At 67.8% G+C, this 19017-nt stretch carries 13 protein-coding genes; 10 read left to right on the top strand and 3 right to left on the bottom strand.

Features of this window, described 5'->3' with window-relative positions:
* Window positions 1-56: 56 nt before the first annotated feature.
* Window positions 57-1469, top strand: a complete 1413-nt coding sequence (locus tag AP428_RS08410) for an MFS transporter (RefSeq protein ID WP_054927995.1) — start codon at window positions 57-59, stop codon at window positions 1467-1469.
* Between the two features lie 227 nt (window positions 1470-1696).
* On the opposite strand, the gene AP428_RS08405 is transcribed toward AP428_RS08410, so the two are convergent.
* Together AP428_RS08405 and argA are read right to left on the bottom strand one after the other, a co-directional pair.
* Window positions 1697-1972, bottom strand: coding sequence for an oxidative damage protection protein (locus tag AP428_RS08405; protein ID WP_006478357.1), 276 nt, complete (start codon window positions 1970-1972; stop codon window positions 1697-1699).
* A gap of 53 nt (window positions 1973-2025) precedes the next feature.
* Window positions 2026-3405 (bottom strand): amino-acid N-acetyltransferase, encoded by a 1380-nt coding sequence (argA, locus tag AP428_RS08400; RefSeq protein WP_006497806.1) that lies wholly within the window; start codon window positions 3403-3405, stop codon window positions 2026-2028.
* Between the two features lie 23 nt (window positions 3406-3428).
* On the opposite strand from argA, the gene hrpA reads away from it, so the two are divergent.
* The 5 genes from hrpA to AP428_RS08375 all read left to right on the top strand — a co-directional run bounded on the left by hrpA (window position 3429) and on the right by AP428_RS08375 (window position 11563).
* Window positions 3429-7637, top strand: a complete 4209-nt coding sequence (hrpA, locus tag AP428_RS08395; protein WP_054927972.1) for an ATP-dependent RNA helicase HrpA — start codon at window positions 3429-3431, stop codon at window positions 7635-7637.
* A 180-nt stretch (window positions 7638-7817) separates the two neighbouring features.
* The gene (locus AP428_RS08390; protein WP_054927971.1) at window positions 7818-8807 is read left to right on the top strand and encodes a beta-propeller fold lactonase family protein; all 990 of its coding nucleotides are present in this window, start codon (window positions 7818-7820) and stop codon (window positions 8805-8807) included.
* Window positions 8808-8823: 16 nt separating this feature from the next.
* Entirely contained in the window at window positions 8824-9798 is a 975-nt protein-coding gene (locus tag AP428_RS08385) for a sterol desaturase family protein (RefSeq protein WP_023477463.1), read from the top strand.
* 125 nt (window positions 9799-9923) lie between these two features.
* Window positions 9924-10751, top strand: coding sequence for an EI24 domain-containing protein (locus tag AP428_RS08380; RefSeq protein ID WP_054927970.1), 828 nt, complete (start codon window positions 9924-9926; stop codon window positions 10749-10751).
* Window positions 10748-11563: a molybdopterin-binding protein gene (locus AP428_RS08375; protein ID WP_054927969.1), complete on the top strand. Its 816-nt coding sequence runs from the start codon at window positions 10748-10750 to the stop codon at window positions 11561-11563. The genes AP428_RS08380 and AP428_RS08375 overlap by 4 nt, the downstream gene beginning before the upstream one ends.
* Before the next feature lie 116 nt (window positions 11564-11679).
* Here AP428_RS08375 and AP428_RS08370 read toward each other — a convergent pair whose 3' ends face one another.
* Window positions 11680-12144 (bottom strand): rhodanese-like domain-containing protein, encoded by a 465-nt coding sequence (locus tag AP428_RS08370; protein WP_006478364.1) that lies wholly within the window; start codon window positions 12142-12144, stop codon window positions 11680-11682.
* 407 nt (window positions 12145-12551) lie between these two features.
* On the opposite strand from AP428_RS08370, the gene glnA reads away from it, so the two are divergent.
* The 4 genes from glnA (at window position 12552) to AP428_RS08350 (ending at window position 19016) form a co-directional block, all read left to right on the top strand.
* A complete protein-coding gene (gene glnA / locus AP428_RS08365) occupies window positions 12552-13967 on the top strand; it encodes a type I glutamate--ammonia ligase (protein ID WP_011549441.1) in 1416 nt (471 codons plus the stop codon).
* A 161-nt stretch (window positions 13968-14128) separates the two neighbouring features.
* Entirely contained in the window at window positions 14129-15271 is a 1143-nt protein-coding gene (gene glnL / locus AP428_RS08360; protein ID WP_006478366.1) for a nitrogen regulation protein NR(II), read from the top strand.
* Between the two features lie 37 nt (window positions 15272-15308).
* Complete coding sequence (gene ntrC / locus AP428_RS08355; RefSeq protein WP_023477459.1) at window positions 15309-16820, top strand: nitrogen regulation protein NR(I); 1512 nt, start codon at window positions 15309-15311, stop codon at window positions 16818-16820.
* An 87-nt stretch (window positions 16821-16907) separates the two neighbouring features.
* Window positions 16908-19016: a prolyl oligopeptidase family protein gene (locus AP428_RS08350; RefSeq protein WP_054927968.1), complete on the top strand. Its 2109-nt coding sequence runs from the start codon at window positions 16908-16910 to the stop codon at window positions 19014-19016.
* Window position 19017 lies beyond the last annotated feature (1 nt).

Here is a 19017-nt window from a genome sequence, read left to right as displayed (position 1 = left end):
ACCCGGGAAAGGCGCGCGCGAGTCGCGCCCCCGATCATCACAATATGGAGACATCGATGAGCCGTCCGCAATCCCCGCCCGCAGCACAACCGCGGCCCGGCCGCGCCGCCCTCGCGGCGTTCGTCGGCACCACGATCGAGTGGTACGACTTCTACATCTACGGCACGGCCGCGGCGCTCGTGTTCGGCAAGGTGTTCTTTTCGAGCACGATGGACCCCGGCGTCGCGACGCTGCTCGCGTTCGTCACGTTCTGGGCCGGCTTCGCCGCGCGGCCGCTCGGCGGCATCGTGTTCGGCCATCTCGGCGATCGCGTCGGCCGCAAGACCGCGCTCGTGATCACGCTGGTGATGATGGGGCTCGCGACGACCGGCATCGGCCTGCTGCCCGGTTACGCGTCGATCGGCGTGTGGGCGCCGGCGGGCCTCGTCGCGCTACGCGTGCTGCAGGGCATCGCGGTCGGCGGCGAGTGGGGCGGCGCGGTGCTGATCGCGAGCGAGAATGCGCCGAAGCATCGCAGCATCCTGTATGCGGCGTTCGCGCAGCAAGGCTCGCCCACCGGCAACCTGCTGGCCACGGCGGCATTCTTCGTGCTGAGCGCGCTGCCGACCCCGTCGTTCCTGATGTGGGGCTGGCGCATTCCGTTCCTGCTGTCGGCCGTGCTCGTGATCATCGGCATGGTGATCCGGCTGAGGCTCGAGGAGTCGGTCGACATGCAGCGCGTGCTCGCGCGCAAGCGCACGGTCAAGCTGCCGCTGCGCGACGTCGTGCGCGACCACTGGGTCGTCGTGCTGCTTGCGGCCGGCACGCTGCCGGTGATCAACGTCACGTATTTCCGCAGCACGTTCGCTTTGTCGTGGGCGACGAAGACGCTCGGCTACGCGCAGGGCACGTTCCTCGGCATCCTGTCGATCTCGCTCGTCGTGCAATTCCTGATGCAGCCGGTCGGCGCGTGGTTTGTGTCGAAGGTCGACATGCGGCGCGCGATGTGCTGGATCCTGATTCCGGAAATCGTGCTGATGCCCGTGATGTTCCATGCGCTCGCGACGCGTTCGTACTGGGTCGCCGTCGCGGGCATGTGCATTTCGACGATTCCGTCGGCGATGTTCTACGGCGCGGTCGGCGGCGTGCTCGCGCGCGTGTTTCCGGCCAACATCCGCTATACGGGCCTGTCGCTCGCGTATCAGTTGAGTGCGCTGGTCGTCGGCGGCGGTACGCCGGTGCTCGCGCAGGCGATCCTCAATGCGACCGGCAGCATCGTCGGCGTCGCGATCGCGTCGGGGCTGTACGCGCTCGTGTCGCTGGCGTGCATGCTGGCGCTGCTCAATCGCACCGGATATCGCGCCGACGAGCTGTCGAGCGCCGAGCGCAGCGATGCGGCCGAGTGGGGCGCCGAAGGCGCGAGCGCCGATCGTCCGGTCGGCGAGCCGGCGCAGCCGGACGATCGCGGCACGTTGAAACCGGCGGGTTGAGCGGTGGAGGCCGGCGTGATTCGGCACGCTGGCGATGCGGCGATTCGGTGATTCGGCGCTCCGTCGGCCTCGCGCGCCGCACCGAGCGTGCGTCGCGCGGCGTCGGCTCGCACCGGATCACGCGTCCCAAAAGCAAACGGCACCGTGCGATCCACGGTGCCGTTCGGCCGTTTGCTTCAAGTCACGACGAGATCGGCGCTGCCGGCCGTCGCGAGTCGAGCGTCGCTTTAGCCTTCCGTCGGCGGCACGTAGCCGGACGCCTGGTCCGCGCCGTCGCCGAAGAAGTACTTCTCCGTCTGCTTCATCAGGTACTGGCGCGCGCGCGGGTCGGCCATGTTCAGGCGGTTTTCGTTGATCAGCATCGTTTGCTGCTTGAGCCAGCCTTGCCACGCTTCCTTCGAGACGCTCTCGTAAATGCGCTTGCCGAGTTCGCCCGGCAGCGGCGGGAAATCGAGGCCTTCGGCTTCCTTGCCGAGCTTCGCGCATTGGATCATTCGAGCCATCGTGTACTTCTCCTGTAATCGGTGTCTGGGGGGAAGGGCAGTCGTGCCTGCGCTCAGAGCTGCTTCATCAGCACGAGCGACTTGCGCTGCCAGTTATAGAGTTTGCGGCGGTCTTCCGGCAGGTCGTCGACGCTGACCTTGACGAAGCCGCGCTTGAGGAACCAGTGCTCGGTGCGCGTCGTGAGCACGAAGATGTGCGTGAGGCCGCGCGCGCGGGCGCGCTGCTCGATGCGCTTGAGCAGGCGTTCGCCGTCGCCCGAGCCCTGCGCTTCCGGCGCGACCGTCAGGCACGCCATCTCGCCGATCTTCTCCTGCTGGTACGGGTACAGCGCCGCGCAGCCGAACAGCACGCCATCGTGCTCGATCACCGAGAAGTGGTCGATGTCGCGTTCGATCTGGTGGCGGCCGCGCCGCACCAGCGTACCGTCGGACTCGAGCGGCTCGATCAGCGACAGGATGCCGCCGACGTCGTCCGGCGTCGCCTCGCGCAGGCTTTCGAGGTTCTCGTACGAGATCATCGTGCCGACGCCGTCGTGCAGGAACAGTTCGAGCAGCATGCTGCCGTCGAGCGACTGCGGGATCAGGTGGGCCCGGGTCACGCCGCCGCGGCACGCGCGGATCGAGTGCTTCAGGAAGAACGCGTCGTCGCCCTGGATGTTGCCGGAATCGAGCAGCTCGGCCGCCGCGTCGAGCGACATTTCGCGCACCAGCTCGCCTTCGTCGTCGACGATGCCGGGCCCGTCGGTCAGGAAGATGATCTTGTCGGCGCGCAGCGCGATCGCGGCCGCCGACGCGACGTCTTCCATCGACAGGTTGAAGGCCTCGCCGGTCGGCGAGAAACCGAGCGGCGACAGCAGCACGAGCTTGCGGCTCGCGAGCGAATGACGGATCGATTCGGCGTCGATCTTGCGCACGATGCCCGTGTGCGCGAAATCGACCCCGTCGAGAATCCCCACCGGCCGCGCGGTCACGAAGTTGCCGGACACGACGCTGATGTGCGCGTGCGCCATCGGCGAGTTCGGCAGACCCTGGCTGATCGCGGCCTCGATGTCGAGACGCACTTCGCCGGCCGCTTCCTTCGCCGATTCGAGCGCGCGCGCATCGGTGATGCGCAGCCCGTGCGAAAACTCGGATTCGACACCGTGCAGGCTCAGCTGCTCCTCGACCTGCGGGCGCGAGCCGTGCACCAGCACGATCTGGATGCCCATCGCCTGCAGGAGCGCGATGTCGGACACGAGCGCATTCAGCAGCCCCTGCTGCACCACCTCGCCGCCGAACCCCACGACGAACGTGCTGTTGCGGAACTTGTGGATATAGGGCGCGACGGAGCGCATCCAGTCGACGAACTGCGCGTGGCTGGCGGCCGAATCGTCGGCGGCCGGCGGCGTCGCGGCGCCGGTCTGGGCGGGAGGGAGGTCGGTTTGGGAATTCATGGGCGGGATTATAATGCGCCCCCATGTCGAATGTTTCTAAAAGTCCCGCGCCGACGCGGGCCAATACGCCGTCGGCGAAGCACCCGGATGGTGCGGCCGATGCGCGCGAGCAGCAGGGCCAGCCGCCGCGCCAGCAGCAGGGCATGCCGGCGGGCAAGCCGGCACCCGCACCGCGCGGGCCGCGCAATGACGAACGGCGCGGCGACGCGCGCCAGCCGGCCGCGAAGGGCGCGCCGCCGGCAACGGGCGAGTGCGCCCCGCGCCGCGAACGTGCGCCGCGTGCCGCGGTGGCACCGAATCCCGTCCCGCCGATCACGTACCCCGAAAGCCTGCCCGTGTCGGGCAAGCGCGACGAAATCGCGCGCGCGATCGCCGGTCATCAGGTTGTCATCGTCTGCGGCGAAACCGGCTCGGGCAAGACCACGCAGTTGCCGAAGATCTGTCTCGATCTCGGCCGCGGCCTCGGCGCCGGCGGCACGGGCCTGATCGGCCATACGCAGCCGCGGCGCCTGGCCGCATCGTCGACCGGCCGCCGCATCGCCGAGGAACTCGGCACGCCGTTCGGCGAGGTGGTCGGCTACAAGGTGCGCTTCACCGACAACCTCGCGCCGGGCGCATCCGTCAAGCTGATGACGGACGGCATCCTGCTCGCCGAGACGCAGACCGATCCGCTGCTGAAGGCGTACGACACGCTGATCATCGACGAGGCGCACGAGCGCAGCCTGAACATCGACTTCCTGCTCGGCTATTTGAAGGAAATCCTGCCGCGGCGGCCGGACCTGAAACTGATCGTCACGTCCGCGACGATCGATGCCGACCGTTTCGCGCGCCATTTCGGTACCGACGAGCGTCCGGCGCCCGTGATCGAGGTGAGCGGGCGGCTGTATCCGGTCGAGATGCGCTACCGCCCGGTGGCCGAGGATCGCCCGGCGGTGAAGAACGCCGAAGGCACGGGCGGCCGCGATCGCGTGAAGACCGCGCGCGAGGCCGAGCGCGACCTGATGGACGCGATCGTCGACGCGGTCGACGAGCTGTGCCGCGAAGGCCCTGGCGACGTGCTGGTGTTCCTGCCCGGCGAGCGCGAGATCCGCGAGGCGGCCGAGGCGCTGCGCAAGCATCATCCGCCGCACACCGAGATCCTGCCGCTGTTCGCGCGGCTGTCGGCGGCCGACCAGGACAAGGTGTTCAAGGCGTCGAACGCGCGCCGGATCGTGCTCGCGACCAACGTGGCCGAAACCTCGCTGACGGTGCCGGGCATCCGCTACGTGGTCGACACCGGCCTCGCGCGCGTGAAGCGCTATTCGTACCGGAACAAGGTCGAGCAGCTGCAGGTCGAGTCGATCTCGCAGGCGGCCGCGAACCAGCGTGCGGGCCGCTGCGGCCGCGTGGCCGATGGCGTCTGCATCCGCTTGTACGAGGAAAGCGACTACCAGGCGCGCGCACGCTTCACCGACCCGGAAATCCTGCGCTCGTCGCTCGCGTCGGTGATCCTGCGGATGAAATCGCTGCACCTGACGGCGATCGAATCGTTCCCGTTCCTCGAACCGCCGCCCGGCCGCGCGATCGCGGACGGCTACCAGTTGCTCAACGAACTCGGCGCGGTCGACGACGACAACGCGCTGACGCCGCTCGGCCGCGAGTTGGCGCGGCTGCCGCTCGACCCGCGCGTCGGCCGGATGATTCTCGCCGCGCGCGACCAGCAGTCGCTGCGCGAGGTGCTGATCATCGCGAGCGCGCTGTCCGTGCAGGACCCGCGCGACCGCCCGATCGAGGCGCAGGAGCAGGCCGACCACGCGCATCGCCGGTTCGCCGACGAGCGCTCCGAATTCCTGCAGTGGCTGAAGATCTGGGCGTGGTTCGAAGAGGCCGTCGCGCACAAGAAGTCGAATCGCCAGTTGATCGACGCGTGCCGGCAGAACTTCCTGTCGCACCTGCGGCTGCGCGAATGGCGCGACGTCCATTCGCAGCTGCTGACGGTCGTGCGCGAGCACGGCTGGCGACTCAACGAAGTCGAGGCCACCTACGAGCAGATTCATCTGGCCCTGTTGACGGGCCTGCTCGGCAACCTCGGGATGAAGGCCGACGACGATCCGCATTACCTTGGCGCGCGTGGCATCAAGTTCTACCTGTGGCCGGGCTCCGCGCTCGCGAAGAAGGCCGGCCGCTGGGTGATGGCGGCCGAACTGGTCGAGACGAGCCGGCTGTACGCGCGCTGCCTCGCGAAGATCGAGCCCGAGTGGGTCGAGAAGATCGGCGCGCACCTGCTGAAGAAATCGTTGTCGGAGCCGCACTGGGAGAAGCGTCCGGCGCAGGTCAGCGCATTCGAGCGCGCGACGCTGTACGGGCTGCCGATCTACCACCGGCGGCGCGTTGCGTTCGGCAAGCAGGACCCGGCGCGCGCCCGCGAGCTGTTCATCCGTGGTGCGCTGGTCGAAGGCGAATTCGACACGAAGCTGCCGTTCTTCGCGCACAACCGCAAGCTGCTCGCCGACATCGAGCAGCTCGAACACAAGTCGCGCCGCCAGGACGTGCTGGTCGACGACGAGCTGATCTACGCGTACTACGACCAGGCGATTCCCGAAGGCATCCACACGGGCGCCGCGTTCGAGCGCTGGTATCGCGACGAGGTGAAGAAGGGCGGCCAGGCGGAGGACAAGCAGCGGCTGCTGTACCTGTCGCGCGACGACCTGATGCGCCACGAGGCGGCCGGCGTCACGACCGACCTGTTTCCGAAGCGCGCGACGATGGCCGGCGTCGAGATGGCGCTCACGTATCATTTCGAGCCGGGCACGCCGCGCGACGGCGTGACGCTCGCGGTGCCGCTCTTCGCGCTGAACCAGGTCGACGCGCGCCGTTGCGAGTGGCTCGTGCCGGGGATGCTGAAGGAAAAGGTGCAGTTGCTCCTGAAGTCGCTGCCGCAGAAGCTGCGCCGGCACTGCGTGCCGCTGCCCGAGTACGCGGCCGGCTTCGTCGAGCGGATGGGCCGCGAGCGCTTCGGTGCGGGTGGGCTCGTCGAGGCGCTGATCGCCGACGTGCGCGGCGAGACGCAGGTCGCGATGAAAACGGCCGACTTCAAGCTCGAGACGTTGCCCGCGCACCTGTTCATGAACTTCAAGGTGATCGACGAGCACGGCCGCCAGCTCGCGATGGGGCGCAATCTCGCGCAGCTTCGCCAGGAACTGGGCGCGCAGGCGCAGCAGCAGTTCCAGAAGATCGCGGCGGCGTCGACGATCGCGACCGGCGGCGCCGATGCCGGCGCGGGCGACGCAGGCGATACGCCGGCGCCCGCTGCCGCGCCGGGTTCGGCGGCGAAGGGCGGCAAGCCGGGCAAGGGCGCGGCGCCGCAGACGGCCACCGCGGCGGAAACCGGCGCGACCGCGCTGTACGAGAACCTGACGACGTGGAATTTCGGCAAGCTGCCCGAGCTGCTGGAAATCCGCCGGCGCGGCCAGACGCTGTACGGCTATCCGGCGCTCGTCGACCGCGGCACGCATTGCGACGTCGAGGTGTTCGATTCGCCGGAGGAGGCCGCGCGCATCCACCGGGCCGGCTTGCGGCGGCTGTTCGCGCTGCAGCTGAAGGAGCCGATCAAGTTCCTCGAAAAGAACCTGCCGGGCCTGCGCGAGATGGCGATGCAGTACATGTCGCTCGGCACGCAGGACGAGCTGCGCGACCAGCTGATCGATACGGCGCTCGACCGCGCGTGCCTGCAGGACCCGCTGCCCGACGACGACGCGAGCTTCCACGCGCGCCGCGACGAGGGCCGCAGCCGCCTGAACCTGCTCGCGCAGGAAATCGCGCGGCTCGTCGGGCAGATCCTGGCCGAATACGCGGGCCTCGTGAAGAAGCTCGCGCAGGCGAAGCCGTTCGCGCAGGCCCATGCGGACCTGCAGCAGCAACTGGCCGCGCTGGTCGGCAAGCGTTTCGTGATCGACACGCCTTACGCTCAGCTTGCGCACTTCCCGCGCTACCTGAAGGGCATCGCGCTGCGGATCGACAAGCTGAAGGCCGATCCGGCGCGCGACGCGAAGCAGTCGGCCGACCTGCTGCCGCTCGCCCAGCAGTACCAGCGCGCGGTGTCGCAGCGCGGCGGCGTCGCCGATGCGCGGCTCGCGGAATTCCGCTGGCTGCTCGAGGAACTGCGGATTTCGCTGTTCGCGCAGGAACTGCGCACGCCGATGCCGGTCTCTGTCAAGCGTCTGCACAAGGTCTGGGAGTCGATGCAGCGCTAGCGCAACTTCGATGGGCCGGGCCGGCATCGGCGGCCGGCCCCGGCCGGCCGCACGGCGCCTGCTGCCGCGGCTCGTCCGGCAGGCGGGGCGTGCGTCGAAGCGGCGCAATGCCGGCATGGGTCAACCGGCGGGGCCCGCCGAACGTTCTACAATGACTGCTGTTCCACGACGTGAGTCTTCATGCGCACTTTCCTTTCCCTCGGCCGCACGCTCGCGCTGGCCGCCGCCGTCCTGGCGCCCGCCGCCCACGCGAATAACGTGATCGTTCTCAACTCGGCCGAAGCGACGCTTTCCCTGATCGACCAGCAGACCCGCGAAGTCGTTTCCACGATGCCGACCGGCAAGGAACCGCACCATTTGATGGCGACGCCCGACAACGCGTCGCTGATCGTCGCAAATTCGGTCTCGAACAGCCTGATGTTCCTCGATCCTAAGACGGGCAAGCTGCAGCGCACCGTCGAAGGGATCGACGATCCTTACCAGCTCGGTTTCTCGCCCGATCGCAAGTGGTTCGCGGCGGCCGGCCTGCGGCTCGACCGCGTCGACATCTACGGCTACGACGGCCGCGACCTGAAGCTCGTGAAGCGCGTGCCGCTCGCGGTGATGCCGAGCCACCTCGCGTTCACGAAGGACAGCAAGACGCTGCTCGTGTCGCTGCAGGTGTCCGGCGAGATCGCGGCGATCGACCTGCCGACGCAGACGGTCAAATGGAGGATGAAGGTCGGCAAGGTGCCGGCCGGCCTGTGGCTCACGCCGGACGACAAATTCCTGCTCGTCGGGATGACCGGCGCGGATTACGTCGCGGTCGTCGACTGGCGCAACCAGAAGATCGTCAAGCAGATCTACACGGGCAAGGGCGCGCACAACTTCCGCTCGCTCGCCGACGGCACGCACGTCGCGGTGACGAACCGCGTCGCGAACACGATCAGCATCATCGACGAGAACACGCTCACCAACGTCGGCGACATCACGGGCCTGTTGCCGGGCCCCGACGACATGGAGCTGTCCGCCGACAAGAAGACGCTGTGGGTGACGTTCCGTTTCGCGAAGAAGGTCGGGATCATCGACCTGGCCTCGCGCAAGCTGGTGCAGACGATCGCCGTCGGCCGCTCGCCGCACGGCATCTACTTCTACGACCGCGCGCCGTGGAGAGCGGCGAACGGCGCGTGACGGGCGGAGGCGAACGATGCTGCACCTGATCGATGCGTTCGTGTCGGACATCCAGACCTGGCTGTACGTCGACGTCGTGCAGCCGCTCCTCTTCAAGTTCAACCTGATGGACTATGACGAGGACACCTACGACGCGCTGTACTGGGTGATCATCGGCGCGCTGCAGATGGTGCTGATGTTCGCGCTGCTGCGCCCGCTCGAGGCGCTGCTGCCGGTCGAGCGCTGGAAGAACCGCCGCGCGGTGCGGGTCGACGTGATCTACACGGCGATCTCGAAGCTCGGCATCTACACGCTGTTCTTCTTCTTCGCGCTGCAGCCGGTGTTCGACAACTTCCAGGCGTGGCTGCGCCTGCACGGCGTCGCGAACGTCAACCTCGACTATCTGTGGCCGGGCGTGACCTCGCAGCCGATCGTCGCGTTCGCGATCTACCTCGTCGTGCTCGATTTCGCCGGCTACTGGTATCACCGCTGGCAACACAAGTTCGGCGTCTGGTGGGAGCTGCACGCGGTCCATCACAGCCAGCGCCAGATGTCGCTGTGGTGCGACGACCGCAACCACCTGCTCGACGACGTGCTGCAGTCGTGCTTCTTCGCGGCGATCGCGCTCGTGATCGGCGTGACGCCGTCGCAGTTCGTCGTGCTCACCGCGGTCACGAACTTCGTGCAGAGCATCCAGCATACGAATGCGCGGCTGTCGTTCGGCTGGCTCGGCGAGCGCCTGCTCGTCAGCCCGATCTTCCACCGCCGCCACCATGCGGTCGGCTATGGCCACGAAGGCACCAAGTACGGCTGCAACTTCGGCGTGCTGTTCCCGTGGTGGGACATGATGTTCGGCACCGCGTCGTGGAGCCGCACGGTCGAGCCGACCGGCATCCGCGAGCAGGTCGAGGGCGTGTCCTATGGCGACGGCTTCTGGTCGCAGCACGGCCTGGCGTTCGTGCGGATCTTCCGGCGCCTGTTCCCCGCCAAGCGCGGCGCGGCGTCGGCCTGATCCCCTCCGGCCGTTCTCCCGTTGAACGACCCTTCCACGCGGCCCGCATGCGCTTTGGCGCATGCGGGCCGCGTGGTTTATCCTTTCCCCGTTTTTCTCCGTCAATCCAGATTCCATAGGCTCGCATGAACGACTTGCTGCGTTCCTTCGTCCGGGCGCTCGCCAGCGCGTTGCACCCGCGCATGCTGTGGCTCACCCTGATGCCGTTCGTCGTGTCGGCGCTGCTGTGGGGCGCCGTGCTGTGGTTCTCGTGGCAGACGCTGCTGGACCTCGCGCGCGGCGCGCTCGACGGCTTCGTGCTGACGGCCATGCTGTATCGCGCGTTCGACGCGATCGGCATGTCGCAACTGCATGCGGTCGTCGCGCCGTTCGTGGTCGTGTCGCTCGCGATCCCGCTGATCGTGCTGACCGTGCTGCTGCTGATCGCGACGATCTCGATGCCGGTCGTGATCAAGCACCTGTCGAATCGCCAGTTCGCGGCGCTCGAAGCGAAGCGGGGCGGCACCTTCTTCGGCAGCGTGGTCAATTCGCTCGGCGCGGCGATCGTCGGCGTCGTGCTGCTCGTCGTCACGATCCCGCTGTGGCTGATTCCGCCGTTCTTCGCGCTGCTGCCGCCGGTGATCTGGGGCTGGCTCACGTACCGCGTGATGACCTACGACGCGCTCGCGCTGCACGCGAGCCGCGACGAGCGCCGCGCGCTGGTGCGCCGGCACCGCTGGCCGCTGATCGGCATCGGCGTCGCGACCGGGCTGCTCGGCACCGTGCCGACCTTCGTGTGGGTCTCGTCGGTCTGGATGATGGTGCTGTTCCCGTTCGTCGCGGCCGCCATGATCTGGGTTTACGCTTTCATCCTCGTCTTCTCGGCGCTGTGGTTCGGGCACTACTGCCTGCGCGCGCTGGAAGACCTGCGCGCCAGTGCGCGCGCCACCGCAATCGACATGAGGCAGGCATGAGCATCGGCATCATCATCATCGGCGACGAAATCCTTTCGGGCCGCCGGCAGGACAAGCATCTGGCGAAGGTCATCGAGCTGCTCGGCGCGCGCGGCCTCGCGCTCGACTGGGCCGAATACGTTGGCGACGATCCGGCGCGTATCACCGCGACGCTCGCGCGCGCGATCGCATCGGGCGACATCGTGTTCTCGACGGGCGGGATCGGCGCGACGCCGGACGACCACACGCGCCAGTGCGCGGCCGCCGCGCTCGGCGTGCCGCTCGAGCTGCATCCGGAGGCGAAGACGTTGATTTCGGAGCGCATTCGCGAGACGCACACCGATCCGGCCGCGCCGGTCGACTTCGAGTCGCCGGAGAACCAGCATCGCTTCAACATGGGCGTGTTCCCGGCGGGCGCGACGATCATCCCGAACGGCTACAACCGGATTCCCGGCTTCTCGGTCGGCGATCTGCATTTCGTGCCGGGCTTCCCGGTGATGGCGTGGCCGATGATCGAATGGGTGCTCGATACGAAGTACGCGCATCTGCATCACGCGACGCCGCATGCCGAGCGCTCGCTGTACGTGTTCGAGCTGCCGGAATCGACGCTCACGCCGTTGATGGAGAAGATCGAGCGCGATTTCCCCGGCGTGCGCGTGTTCAGCCTGCCGAGCGTCGGCGACGCGGAGCGCGGCGGCATCTATGCGCGCCGTCACATCGATCTCGGCGTGAAGGGCGAGCCGGAAGCGGTCGCGGCCGCGTTCGTGAAGCTGCGCGAAGGCGTGCACCTGCTCGGCGGCGACGTCGTCGAGCCCGATACGCCGCGCGCCTGAGCGGCCTGCCACGCCGCCTTGTCAAAAGCAACGGGCCGCGCAACGCGGCCCGTCATCGGCATGTCATCGCCCGGCTCGACGATGAGGTCGTCGCAGCCGGCGTGAGCGGCGCGCGCTCAGGCGCCGATCCACGGCAGTTTGCGGAAGCACCAGCCGTCGACCGTCTTGCGGTGGCCTTCGGCGTCCTTCGCGCCTTCGAAGCCTTCGAGCAGGTCGAACGCCTTCGTGAAGCCGGCCTGCGCGGATGCGACCGCGGCGAGCTTCGAGCGCGCGGCGCTGCGGCACAGGAACAGGATGGGCGTATCGGCCGGGAGGGCCGCCTTCAGTTCGTTGACGAATTCGGCGTTCGGCACGCCGCCCGGGTAACGCGTCCATTCGAGGTGCAGGTACTGGCCGTCGCCGACGAGCGGGCGGCCGATCCAGTCGAGCTCGGCGCGGGTGCGCACGTCGACCAGGCGCGCCGACGGGTCGAGCTGCAGCAGTTCGAATGCTTCGACCGGCAGCAGCGCGCCGGCATAGTTGAGCGCGCCTTGTGCGCGGCGTTCGTCGGCCTTCGCGTAAAGCTGGTCCAGCGTACTCATGGTAGGGAGTCTCCGTATCGGTCAAACGATCATTCTAGCGCGACGTCGCGGCACGGACGTCCGCCTGCGACACGGTGCATGGGCCGTACACGCGCTCACCAAAAGAGTGCAGAATGGCGCGAATGCACCAAAATAACTCGCTCGAAGCGACGGGGCTCGATGGTTGCACCACGTCGGTGCTTTCGGGGCGGAACCGATGGCGGGTAAAGCCCCGGAATCGCGCAGCGCAGCCCTGTCCTGGCGAGCCCTGACGCGATTCGCGCCGATCCTGCATGAAGGTGGCACGGAAGCTGCTATATAGAATTCGGTCGAATCGGGGCGCGCTGCGCCAAAGCAAGACCCCGATCAGCTCGATAAACGAGGCGGTTTCCCAGTCCGCCGGAATTGTTCAATCAGGAGAAGAGGTTATGAGTAAAACCGTCGCCGACGTCATGCAGCTCGTGAAGGACGAGGACGTCAAGTTTGTCGATTTCCGCTTCACGGATACGCGCGGCAAGGAACAGCACGTGTCGGTGCCGGTTTCGGCGTTTGACGAAGACAAGTTCGAAAGCGGCCATGCATTCGACGGTTCGTCGATCGCGGGCTGGAAGGGCATCGAGGCGTCGGACATGCTGCTCATGCCGGACCCGACCGCTGCCTTCGTCGACCCGTTCTACGAAGAGTCGACCCTCGTGCTGACCTGCGACGTGGTCGAGCCGGCCGACGGCAAGGGCTACGAGCGCGACCCGCGTTCGCTCGCGAAGCGCGCGGAAGCCTACCTGAAGAGCACGGGTATCGGCGACACGGCGTACTTCGGTCCGGAACCGGAATTCTTCATTTTCGACTCGGTCCAGTGGAACACGGACATGTCGGGCTGCTTCGTGAAGATCAACTCGGAAGAAGCACCGTGGTCGGCCGGCAAGGAATTCGAAGGCGGCAACACCGGCCACCGTCCGGGCACGAAGGGCGGCTACTTCCCGGTCGCGCCGGTCGACACGTTCCAGGACATGCGTTCGGAAATGTGCCTGCTGCTCGAGCAGCTCGGCATCCCGGTCGAAGTGCACCACCACGAAGTGGCGGGCCAGGGCCAGAACGAAATCGGCACGAAGTTCTCGACGCTGGTTCAGCGCGCCGACTGGACGCAATGGTCGAAGTACATCATCCATAACGTCGCGCACTCGTACGGCAAGACGGCGACGTTCATGCCGAAGCCGGTCGTCGGCGACAACGGTTCGGGCATGCACGTTCACCAGTCGATCTGGAAGGACGGCCAGAACCTGTTCGCGGGCAACGGCTACGCCGGCCTGTCGGAACTGGCGCTGTTCTACATCGGCGGCATCATCAAGCACGCCCGTGCGCTGAACGCGATCACGAACCCGACGACGAACTCGTACAAGCGTCTGGTCCCGCACTTCGAAGCACCGGTCAAGCTCGCCTACTCGGCACGCAACCGTTCGGCATCGATCCGCATTCCGCACGTGTCGAACCCGAAGGGCCGCCGTATCGAAACGCGCTTCCCGGACCCGATGGCGAACCCGTACCTGTTGTTCTCGGCGCTGATGATGGCCGGCCTCGACGGGATCCAGAACAAGATCCATCCGGGCGAAGCAGCCGACAAGAACCTGTACGACCTGCCGCCGGAAGAGGATGCAAAGATCCCGACCGTCTGCGCAGGCCTCGACCAGGCACTGGAAGCGCTCGACAAGGATCGCGAGTTCCTGACCCGTGGCGGCGTGTTCACGGACAGCATGCTCGACGCGTACCTCGCGCTGAAGGAGCAGGAGCTGGCGAAGTTCCGCATGACGACGCACCCGATCGAGTTCGAGATGTACTACTCGCTCTAATCGGCGATGGCGCTTCGATTCAGCGCCGTCATGCCGGTTCGTTCCCGTCGCGCGGCTGGCGGCGGGAACGGCGGAGTCTGAAAGGGGACGGCGTCCGGCCGTCCCTTTTTTGTTCCGACGATTTTCATTTTCTGGCCCGGTGAGGCGCGACAAGCACGCAGATGGTTCTGAAGAATCTGATCAAGGCGAAAACGGGGCAACCCGAACGACTGACGGACGACGAGCGGCTCGCGCGCTCGGGTCTGCTGGCGGGGCTCGAAGCGCTGCCGACGGTCGTGATCGTGCTCGACCGCAAGACGCTGCGGGTCGCGTTCGCGAACCCGTCCGCGGAGGCGATGCTCGACATCTCGCGGCGGCAGCTCGCACAGCGGCCGTGGGGCGAGATTTTTCCGAACGCGAACGAGCTTGCGTCGACGATCACCGCGATCGGCCAGGAACGCTTTCACGCGACGCACCTCGATACGGTGCTCGACCGGCCCGGCCGCGAACCGCTGCACGTGCATGCGATCGTCGGCTTCCTCGAGAGCGCGCCCGATTTCGTGCTCGTCGAGCTGTTCGAGAACGAGCGGCAGTCGCGCACCGATCGGGAAGAGCGCATCCACGACCTGACCGCGGTCAACAAGCAACTGATCCGCAACCTCGCGCACGAGATCAAGAACCCGCTCGGCGGCATTCGCGGCGCAGCCCAGCTGCTCGAATTCGAACTGGGCGAGCGCGAGCGCGGCGAGTTGCGCGAATACACGCAGGTGATCATCAAGGAATCCGATCGCCTGCAGACGCTCGTCGATCGGCTGTTGGAGCCGCACCGGCATCCGCACATCGTCGGCGACGTGAACATTCATGAAGTGTGCGAACGCGTGCGCGCGGTGATGCTCGCGGAATTTCCGCGCGGGCTCACGATCGAGCGCGATTACGACGTGAGCGTGCCCGACCTGCGCGGCGACAAGGAGCAGTTGATCCAGGCGCTGCTCAACATCGTTCGCAACGCCGCGCAGGCGCTGCGCGAACGGATCGCGCAGGGCGACGCGAAGATCGAGCTGCGCACGCGCATCGCGCGCAAGATCACGATCGCGAAGCGCCTGTACAAGCTGGCACTGGACTTGCACGTGGTCGACAACGGGCCCGGCATTCCGGAAGAGATCCGCGACCGGATCTTCTACCCGCTCGTGTCCGGACGCGACGACGGCAGCGGCCTCGGCCTCACGCTCGCGCAGACGTTCGTGCAGCAGCACGACGGGATGATCGAGGTCGAAAGCCGGCCCGGACGTACCGAATTTCAGATTCTGCTGCCGCTCGACCATTGAGCGGCAGCATTGCGATTCACCCATACCTGACCGACCTATGAAGCCGATCTGGATAGTAGACGACGACCAATCGATCCGCTGGGTGCTTGAAAAGGCACTCGCCCGGGACAGCTTCGCGACGAAGAGCTTCGCGAACGTGCGCGATGCGCTGGCCGCGCTCGACCACGAGACGCCGCAGGTGCTCGTGTCCGACATCCGGATGCCGGGCGGCTCGGGCCTCGAGTTGCTGCAGGCGATGCACGAGCGGCTGCCGGGCCTGCCCGTCATCATCATGACGGCGTTCTCCGATCTCGACAGCGCCGTCGCGGCGTTCCAGGGCGGCGCGTTCGAATACCTCGCGAAGCCGTTCGACGTCGACAAGGCGGTCGAGCTGATCCGCCGCGCGGTGGAAGAAAGCCTGCGCGGCGGCGCGCCGCAGGACGAGCGCGTGGCCGAGGCGCCCGAGATGCTCGGCCAGGCGCCGGCGATGCAGGACATGTTCCGCGCGATCGGCCGCTTGTCGCATTCGGCCGCGACCGTGCTGATCACCGGCGAGTCGGGCACCGGCAAGGAGCTCGTCGCGCGGGCGCTGCACCGTCACAGCCCGCGTGCGAACGGACCGTTCATCGCGCTGAACACGGCGGCGATTCCGAAGGATCTGCTGGAATCCGAACTGTTCGGCCACGAGCGCGGCGCGTTCACCGGCGCGCAGACGACGCGCCAGGGCCGCTTCGAGCAGGCCGAGAACGGCACGCTGTTCCTCGACGAAATCGGCGACATGCCGTTCGATCTGCAGACGCGCCTGTTGCGCGTGCTGTCGGACGGGCAGTTCTACCGCGTGGGCGGCCACAACCCGCTGCGCGCGAACGTGCGCGTGATCGCCGCGACGCACCAGAATCTCGAGTCGCGCGTGCGGCAGGGGCTGTTCCGCGAGGACCTTTACCATCGGCTCAACGTGATCCGGCTGCGTCTGCCGCCGCTGCGCGAACGCAGCGAGGACATCGCGCTGCTCACGCGCCACTTCCTGCAGAAGAGCGCGCGCGATCTCGGCGTCGAGCCGAAGCGCGTGTCCGACGATGCGCTCGCGTACCTGACGTCGCTGCCGTTTCCCGGCAACGTGCGGCAGCTCGAGAACCTCGCGAACTGGCTGACCGTGATGGCGCCCGCGCAGACGGTCGAGATCAAGGATCTGCCGCCCGACCTCGTGCCGGCCGGTGCGCCGGTCGTCGCGACGGGCGACGGCGCGGACGCGCACGGCAGCGGCGGTCACGCAGCGGCGCCTGCCGCGATCGGTGCAGCGCCGACGGCCGCGCCCGTCGCGAGCGCGGCGAACGGCAGCGCGCCGGCCGGCTACCCGTTGTGGGAGCACGGGCTGCGCACCGAAGTCGCGCGGCTGTTGCGCGAGAACTCGGCCGACGTGATGGACGAACTCGCACGCCGCTTCGAAGCCGCCGTGATCCGCGAGGCGCTCGACTTCACGCGCGGTCGCAAGGTCGAGGCCGCAGAGCGGCTCGGCATCGGCCGCAACACGATCACGCGCAAGATCCAGGAACTCCATCTGGAACCCTGAGCACGATTCGCGGCATGCGCGGGCCCGCGCATGCCGCGATCGGACATAATCGCGGTTTGCATGCAGCTTGCCATTCCGCGATCCTCAATGTCCGAATCCTTCCGCTGGCCCGCCGGGGCCGACCCGTTCCGTTTCCTCGAAGCACTCGACAGCAAGCGCGCCCGCACGTGGGTCGACGAGCAGAATGCGCGCACCCGCGCCGCGTTGCGCGACGACGATGCCTATCGCGCGCTGACCGCGCGTCTCGCGAAAGCGTATCTGCCGCGCGAACGCCCGGTGATTCCGACCCGCTGGCGCGACTGGGCGTACGACCTGTGGCAGGACGATCTCCATCCGAAGGGGCTGTGGCGCCGCACGCGCTGGGCCGACTGGCGGGCCGGCCAGCCGGCCTGGGAAACGCTGCTCGACATCGACGCGCTTGGCGCCGAAGAGGGCGAGTCGTGGGTGTTCGAGCAGGAGGCGATCCTGTATCCGGACGGCGATCGCGTGCTGCTGTCGCTATCGCCGGGCGGCGCCGACGCGGTCGTCGTGCGCGAATTCGACCTCGTCGAGCGCCGTTTCGTCGACGGCGGTTTCACGATCGACGCGCCGGGCCATCACACGGTCGGCTGGATCGACCGCGATACCGTGTACGTGAGCTGGGATCGCGGCGAAGCGCATGCGACCGCCGCCGGTTATCCGTATGAAGCGCGGCGCTGGGTGCGCGGCACGGCGCTTGCCGACGCGCCCGTCGTGTTCAGCGGCGAACCCGACGACATCAGCGCAGGCGCGTGGTACGACCCGATCGACCGCCGCCACGTCGCGTGGCGCAGCGTCGATTTCTTCGACGCACACGCGTACTGGTTGAACGACGCGGGCGAATGGGCGCGCTACGACGTGCCGACGCATGTCGAGGTCGGGTTCTGGGAGGGTTGGCTCGTGCTGGAGCCGCGCCTCGACTGGGATTGCGACGGCGTGCGCCACGCGGGCGGCTCGCTGCTCGCGATTCGCGAAGAGGCGTTCCTCGCCGGCGCGCGCGAATTCACGACGCTGTTCGCGCCGCGGCCGACGACGTCCGCCTGTACGTGGACGCATACGCGCACGACGCTGATCGCCAGCTGGCTCGACGACGTGCACAACCGCACGATGCTGTGGCAGCCGCGGCAGGCCGACGACGGGGCGTGGACGTGGGACGCGCGGCCGTTCGACTGGCCCGGCGACGCGCAGATCGACGTCGAGCCCGTCGAATCGACGCTGAACGACGAAGTGTACGTCGACGTCGACACCTATCTCGATCCGCCCGAATGCTGGCTGGCCGATCTGGCCGACCGCGCGGACGATGCACCGTCGCGCCGCGTGCTGCTCGACCGGCCGCCGGTGCAGTTCGACGCCGCCGGGCTGGTCGTACGGCGCGCGAGCGCGCGTTCGCACGACGGCACGGTGGTGCCGTACACGCTGATCGGGCCGCGCGATGCGCTCGACGCACCTGAAGGTGTGGCGCGCGTCGCGCGGCCGTGCCTGCTGTCGGGCTATGGCGGCTTTGCGATCCCGAACCTGCCGGGCTACAGCGATGCGTTCGGCATCGGCTGGCTCGAACGCGGCGGCGTGATGGCGTTCGCGCACATCCGCGGCGGCGGCGAGTTCGGGCCGCGCTGGCATACCGACGCGCAGCGCGAACATCGCCAGCGTTCGTTCGACGATTTCATCGCAGTGGCCGAGGATCTGGTTGCGACCGGCGTGACGAGCGCCGCGCAGTTGGGGATCGAGGGCGGCAGCAACGGCGGGCTGCTGGTCGCCGCGTGCATGATGCAGCGGCCGGAGTTGTTCGGCGCGGTGCTGTGCCGCGTGCCACTGCTCGACATGCAGCGCTATCCGAAGCTGCACGCGGGCGCCGCATGGCTCGACGAATACGGCGATCCGGACGATCCGAGCGAAGGCGCGGCGCTGGCAGCGTATTCGCCCTATCACCGCGTGCGCGAAGGTGTCGTGTATCCGCCGTTGCTGCTGACGACGTCGACCCGCGACGACCGCGTGCATCCCGCGCATGCACGCAAGCTGGCCGCGCGCATGCAGGCGCTCGGTCACGAACGGGTGTGGTACTGGGAGAACACCGACGGCGGCCACGGCAGCGCCGACGATCTCGAACGCGCGGAAGCCGATGCGGCCGAATTCGGCTTCCTGTGGGCCCATCTCGGGCCGGCGCCCGCGCGGCGCTGAT

The sequence above is a fragment of the Burkholderia sp. E168m22 genome, assembly GCF_001319805.1.
Classification (GTDB): domain Bacteria; phylum Pseudomonadota; class Gammaproteobacteria; order Burkholderiales; family Burkholderiaceae; genus Burkholderia; species Burkholderia orbicola.
Note: the sequence above shows the minus strand (reverse complement) of the source record. Positions and strands in the feature narration are given on the sequence as shown.

Bases quoted from the DNA above. Each gene is read 5' to 3' on its own strand.
- AP428_RS08350 (WP_054927968.1), top strand. From the start codon at position 16,908: ATGTCCGAATCCTTCCGCTGGCCCGCCGGGGCCGACCCGTTCCGTTTC.
- glnL (WP_006478366.1), top strand. From the start codon at position 14,129: ATGGTTCTGAAGAATCTGATCAAGGCGAAAACGGGGCAACCCGAACGA.
- AP428_RS08405 (WP_006478357.1), bottom strand. From the start codon at position 1,972: ATGGCTCGAATGATCCAATGCGCGAAGCTCGGCAAGGAAGCCGAAGGC.
- AP428_RS08380 (WP_054927970.1), top strand. From the start codon at position 9,924: ATGAACGACTTGCTGCGTTCCTTCGTCCGGGCGCTCGCCAGCGCGTTG.
- ntrC (WP_023477459.1), top strand. From the start codon at position 15,309: ATGAAGCCGATCTGGATAGTAGACGACGACCAATCGATCCGCTGGGTG.
- argA (WP_006497806.1), bottom strand. From the start codon at position 3,405: ATGAATTCCCAAACCGACCTCCCTCCCGCCCAGACCGGCGCCGCGACG.
- AP428_RS08390 (WP_054927971.1), top strand. From the start codon at position 7,818: ATGCGCACTTTCCTTTCCCTCGGCCGCACGCTCGCGCTGGCCGCCGCC.
- hrpA (WP_054927972.1), top strand. From the start codon at position 3,429: ATGTCGAATGTTTCTAAAAGTCCCGCGCCGACGCGGGCCAATACGCCG.
- AP428_RS08370 (WP_006478364.1), bottom strand. From the start codon at position 12,144: ATGAGTACGCTGGACCAGCTTTACGCGAAGGCCGACGAACGCCGCGCA.
- AP428_RS08385 (WP_023477463.1), top strand. From the start codon at position 8,824: ATGCTGCACCTGATCGATGCGTTCGTGTCGGACATCCAGACCTGGCTG.
- glnA (WP_011549441.1), top strand. From the start codon at position 12,552: ATGAGTAAAACCGTCGCCGACGTCATGCAGCTCGTGAAGGACGAGGAC.
- AP428_RS08375 (WP_054927969.1), top strand. From the start codon at position 10,748: ATGAGCATCGGCATCATCATCATCGGCGACGAAATCCTTTCGGGCCGC.
- AP428_RS08410 (WP_054927995.1), top strand. From the start codon at position 57: ATGAGCCGTCCGCAATCCCCGCCCGCAGCACAACCGCGGCCCGGCCGC.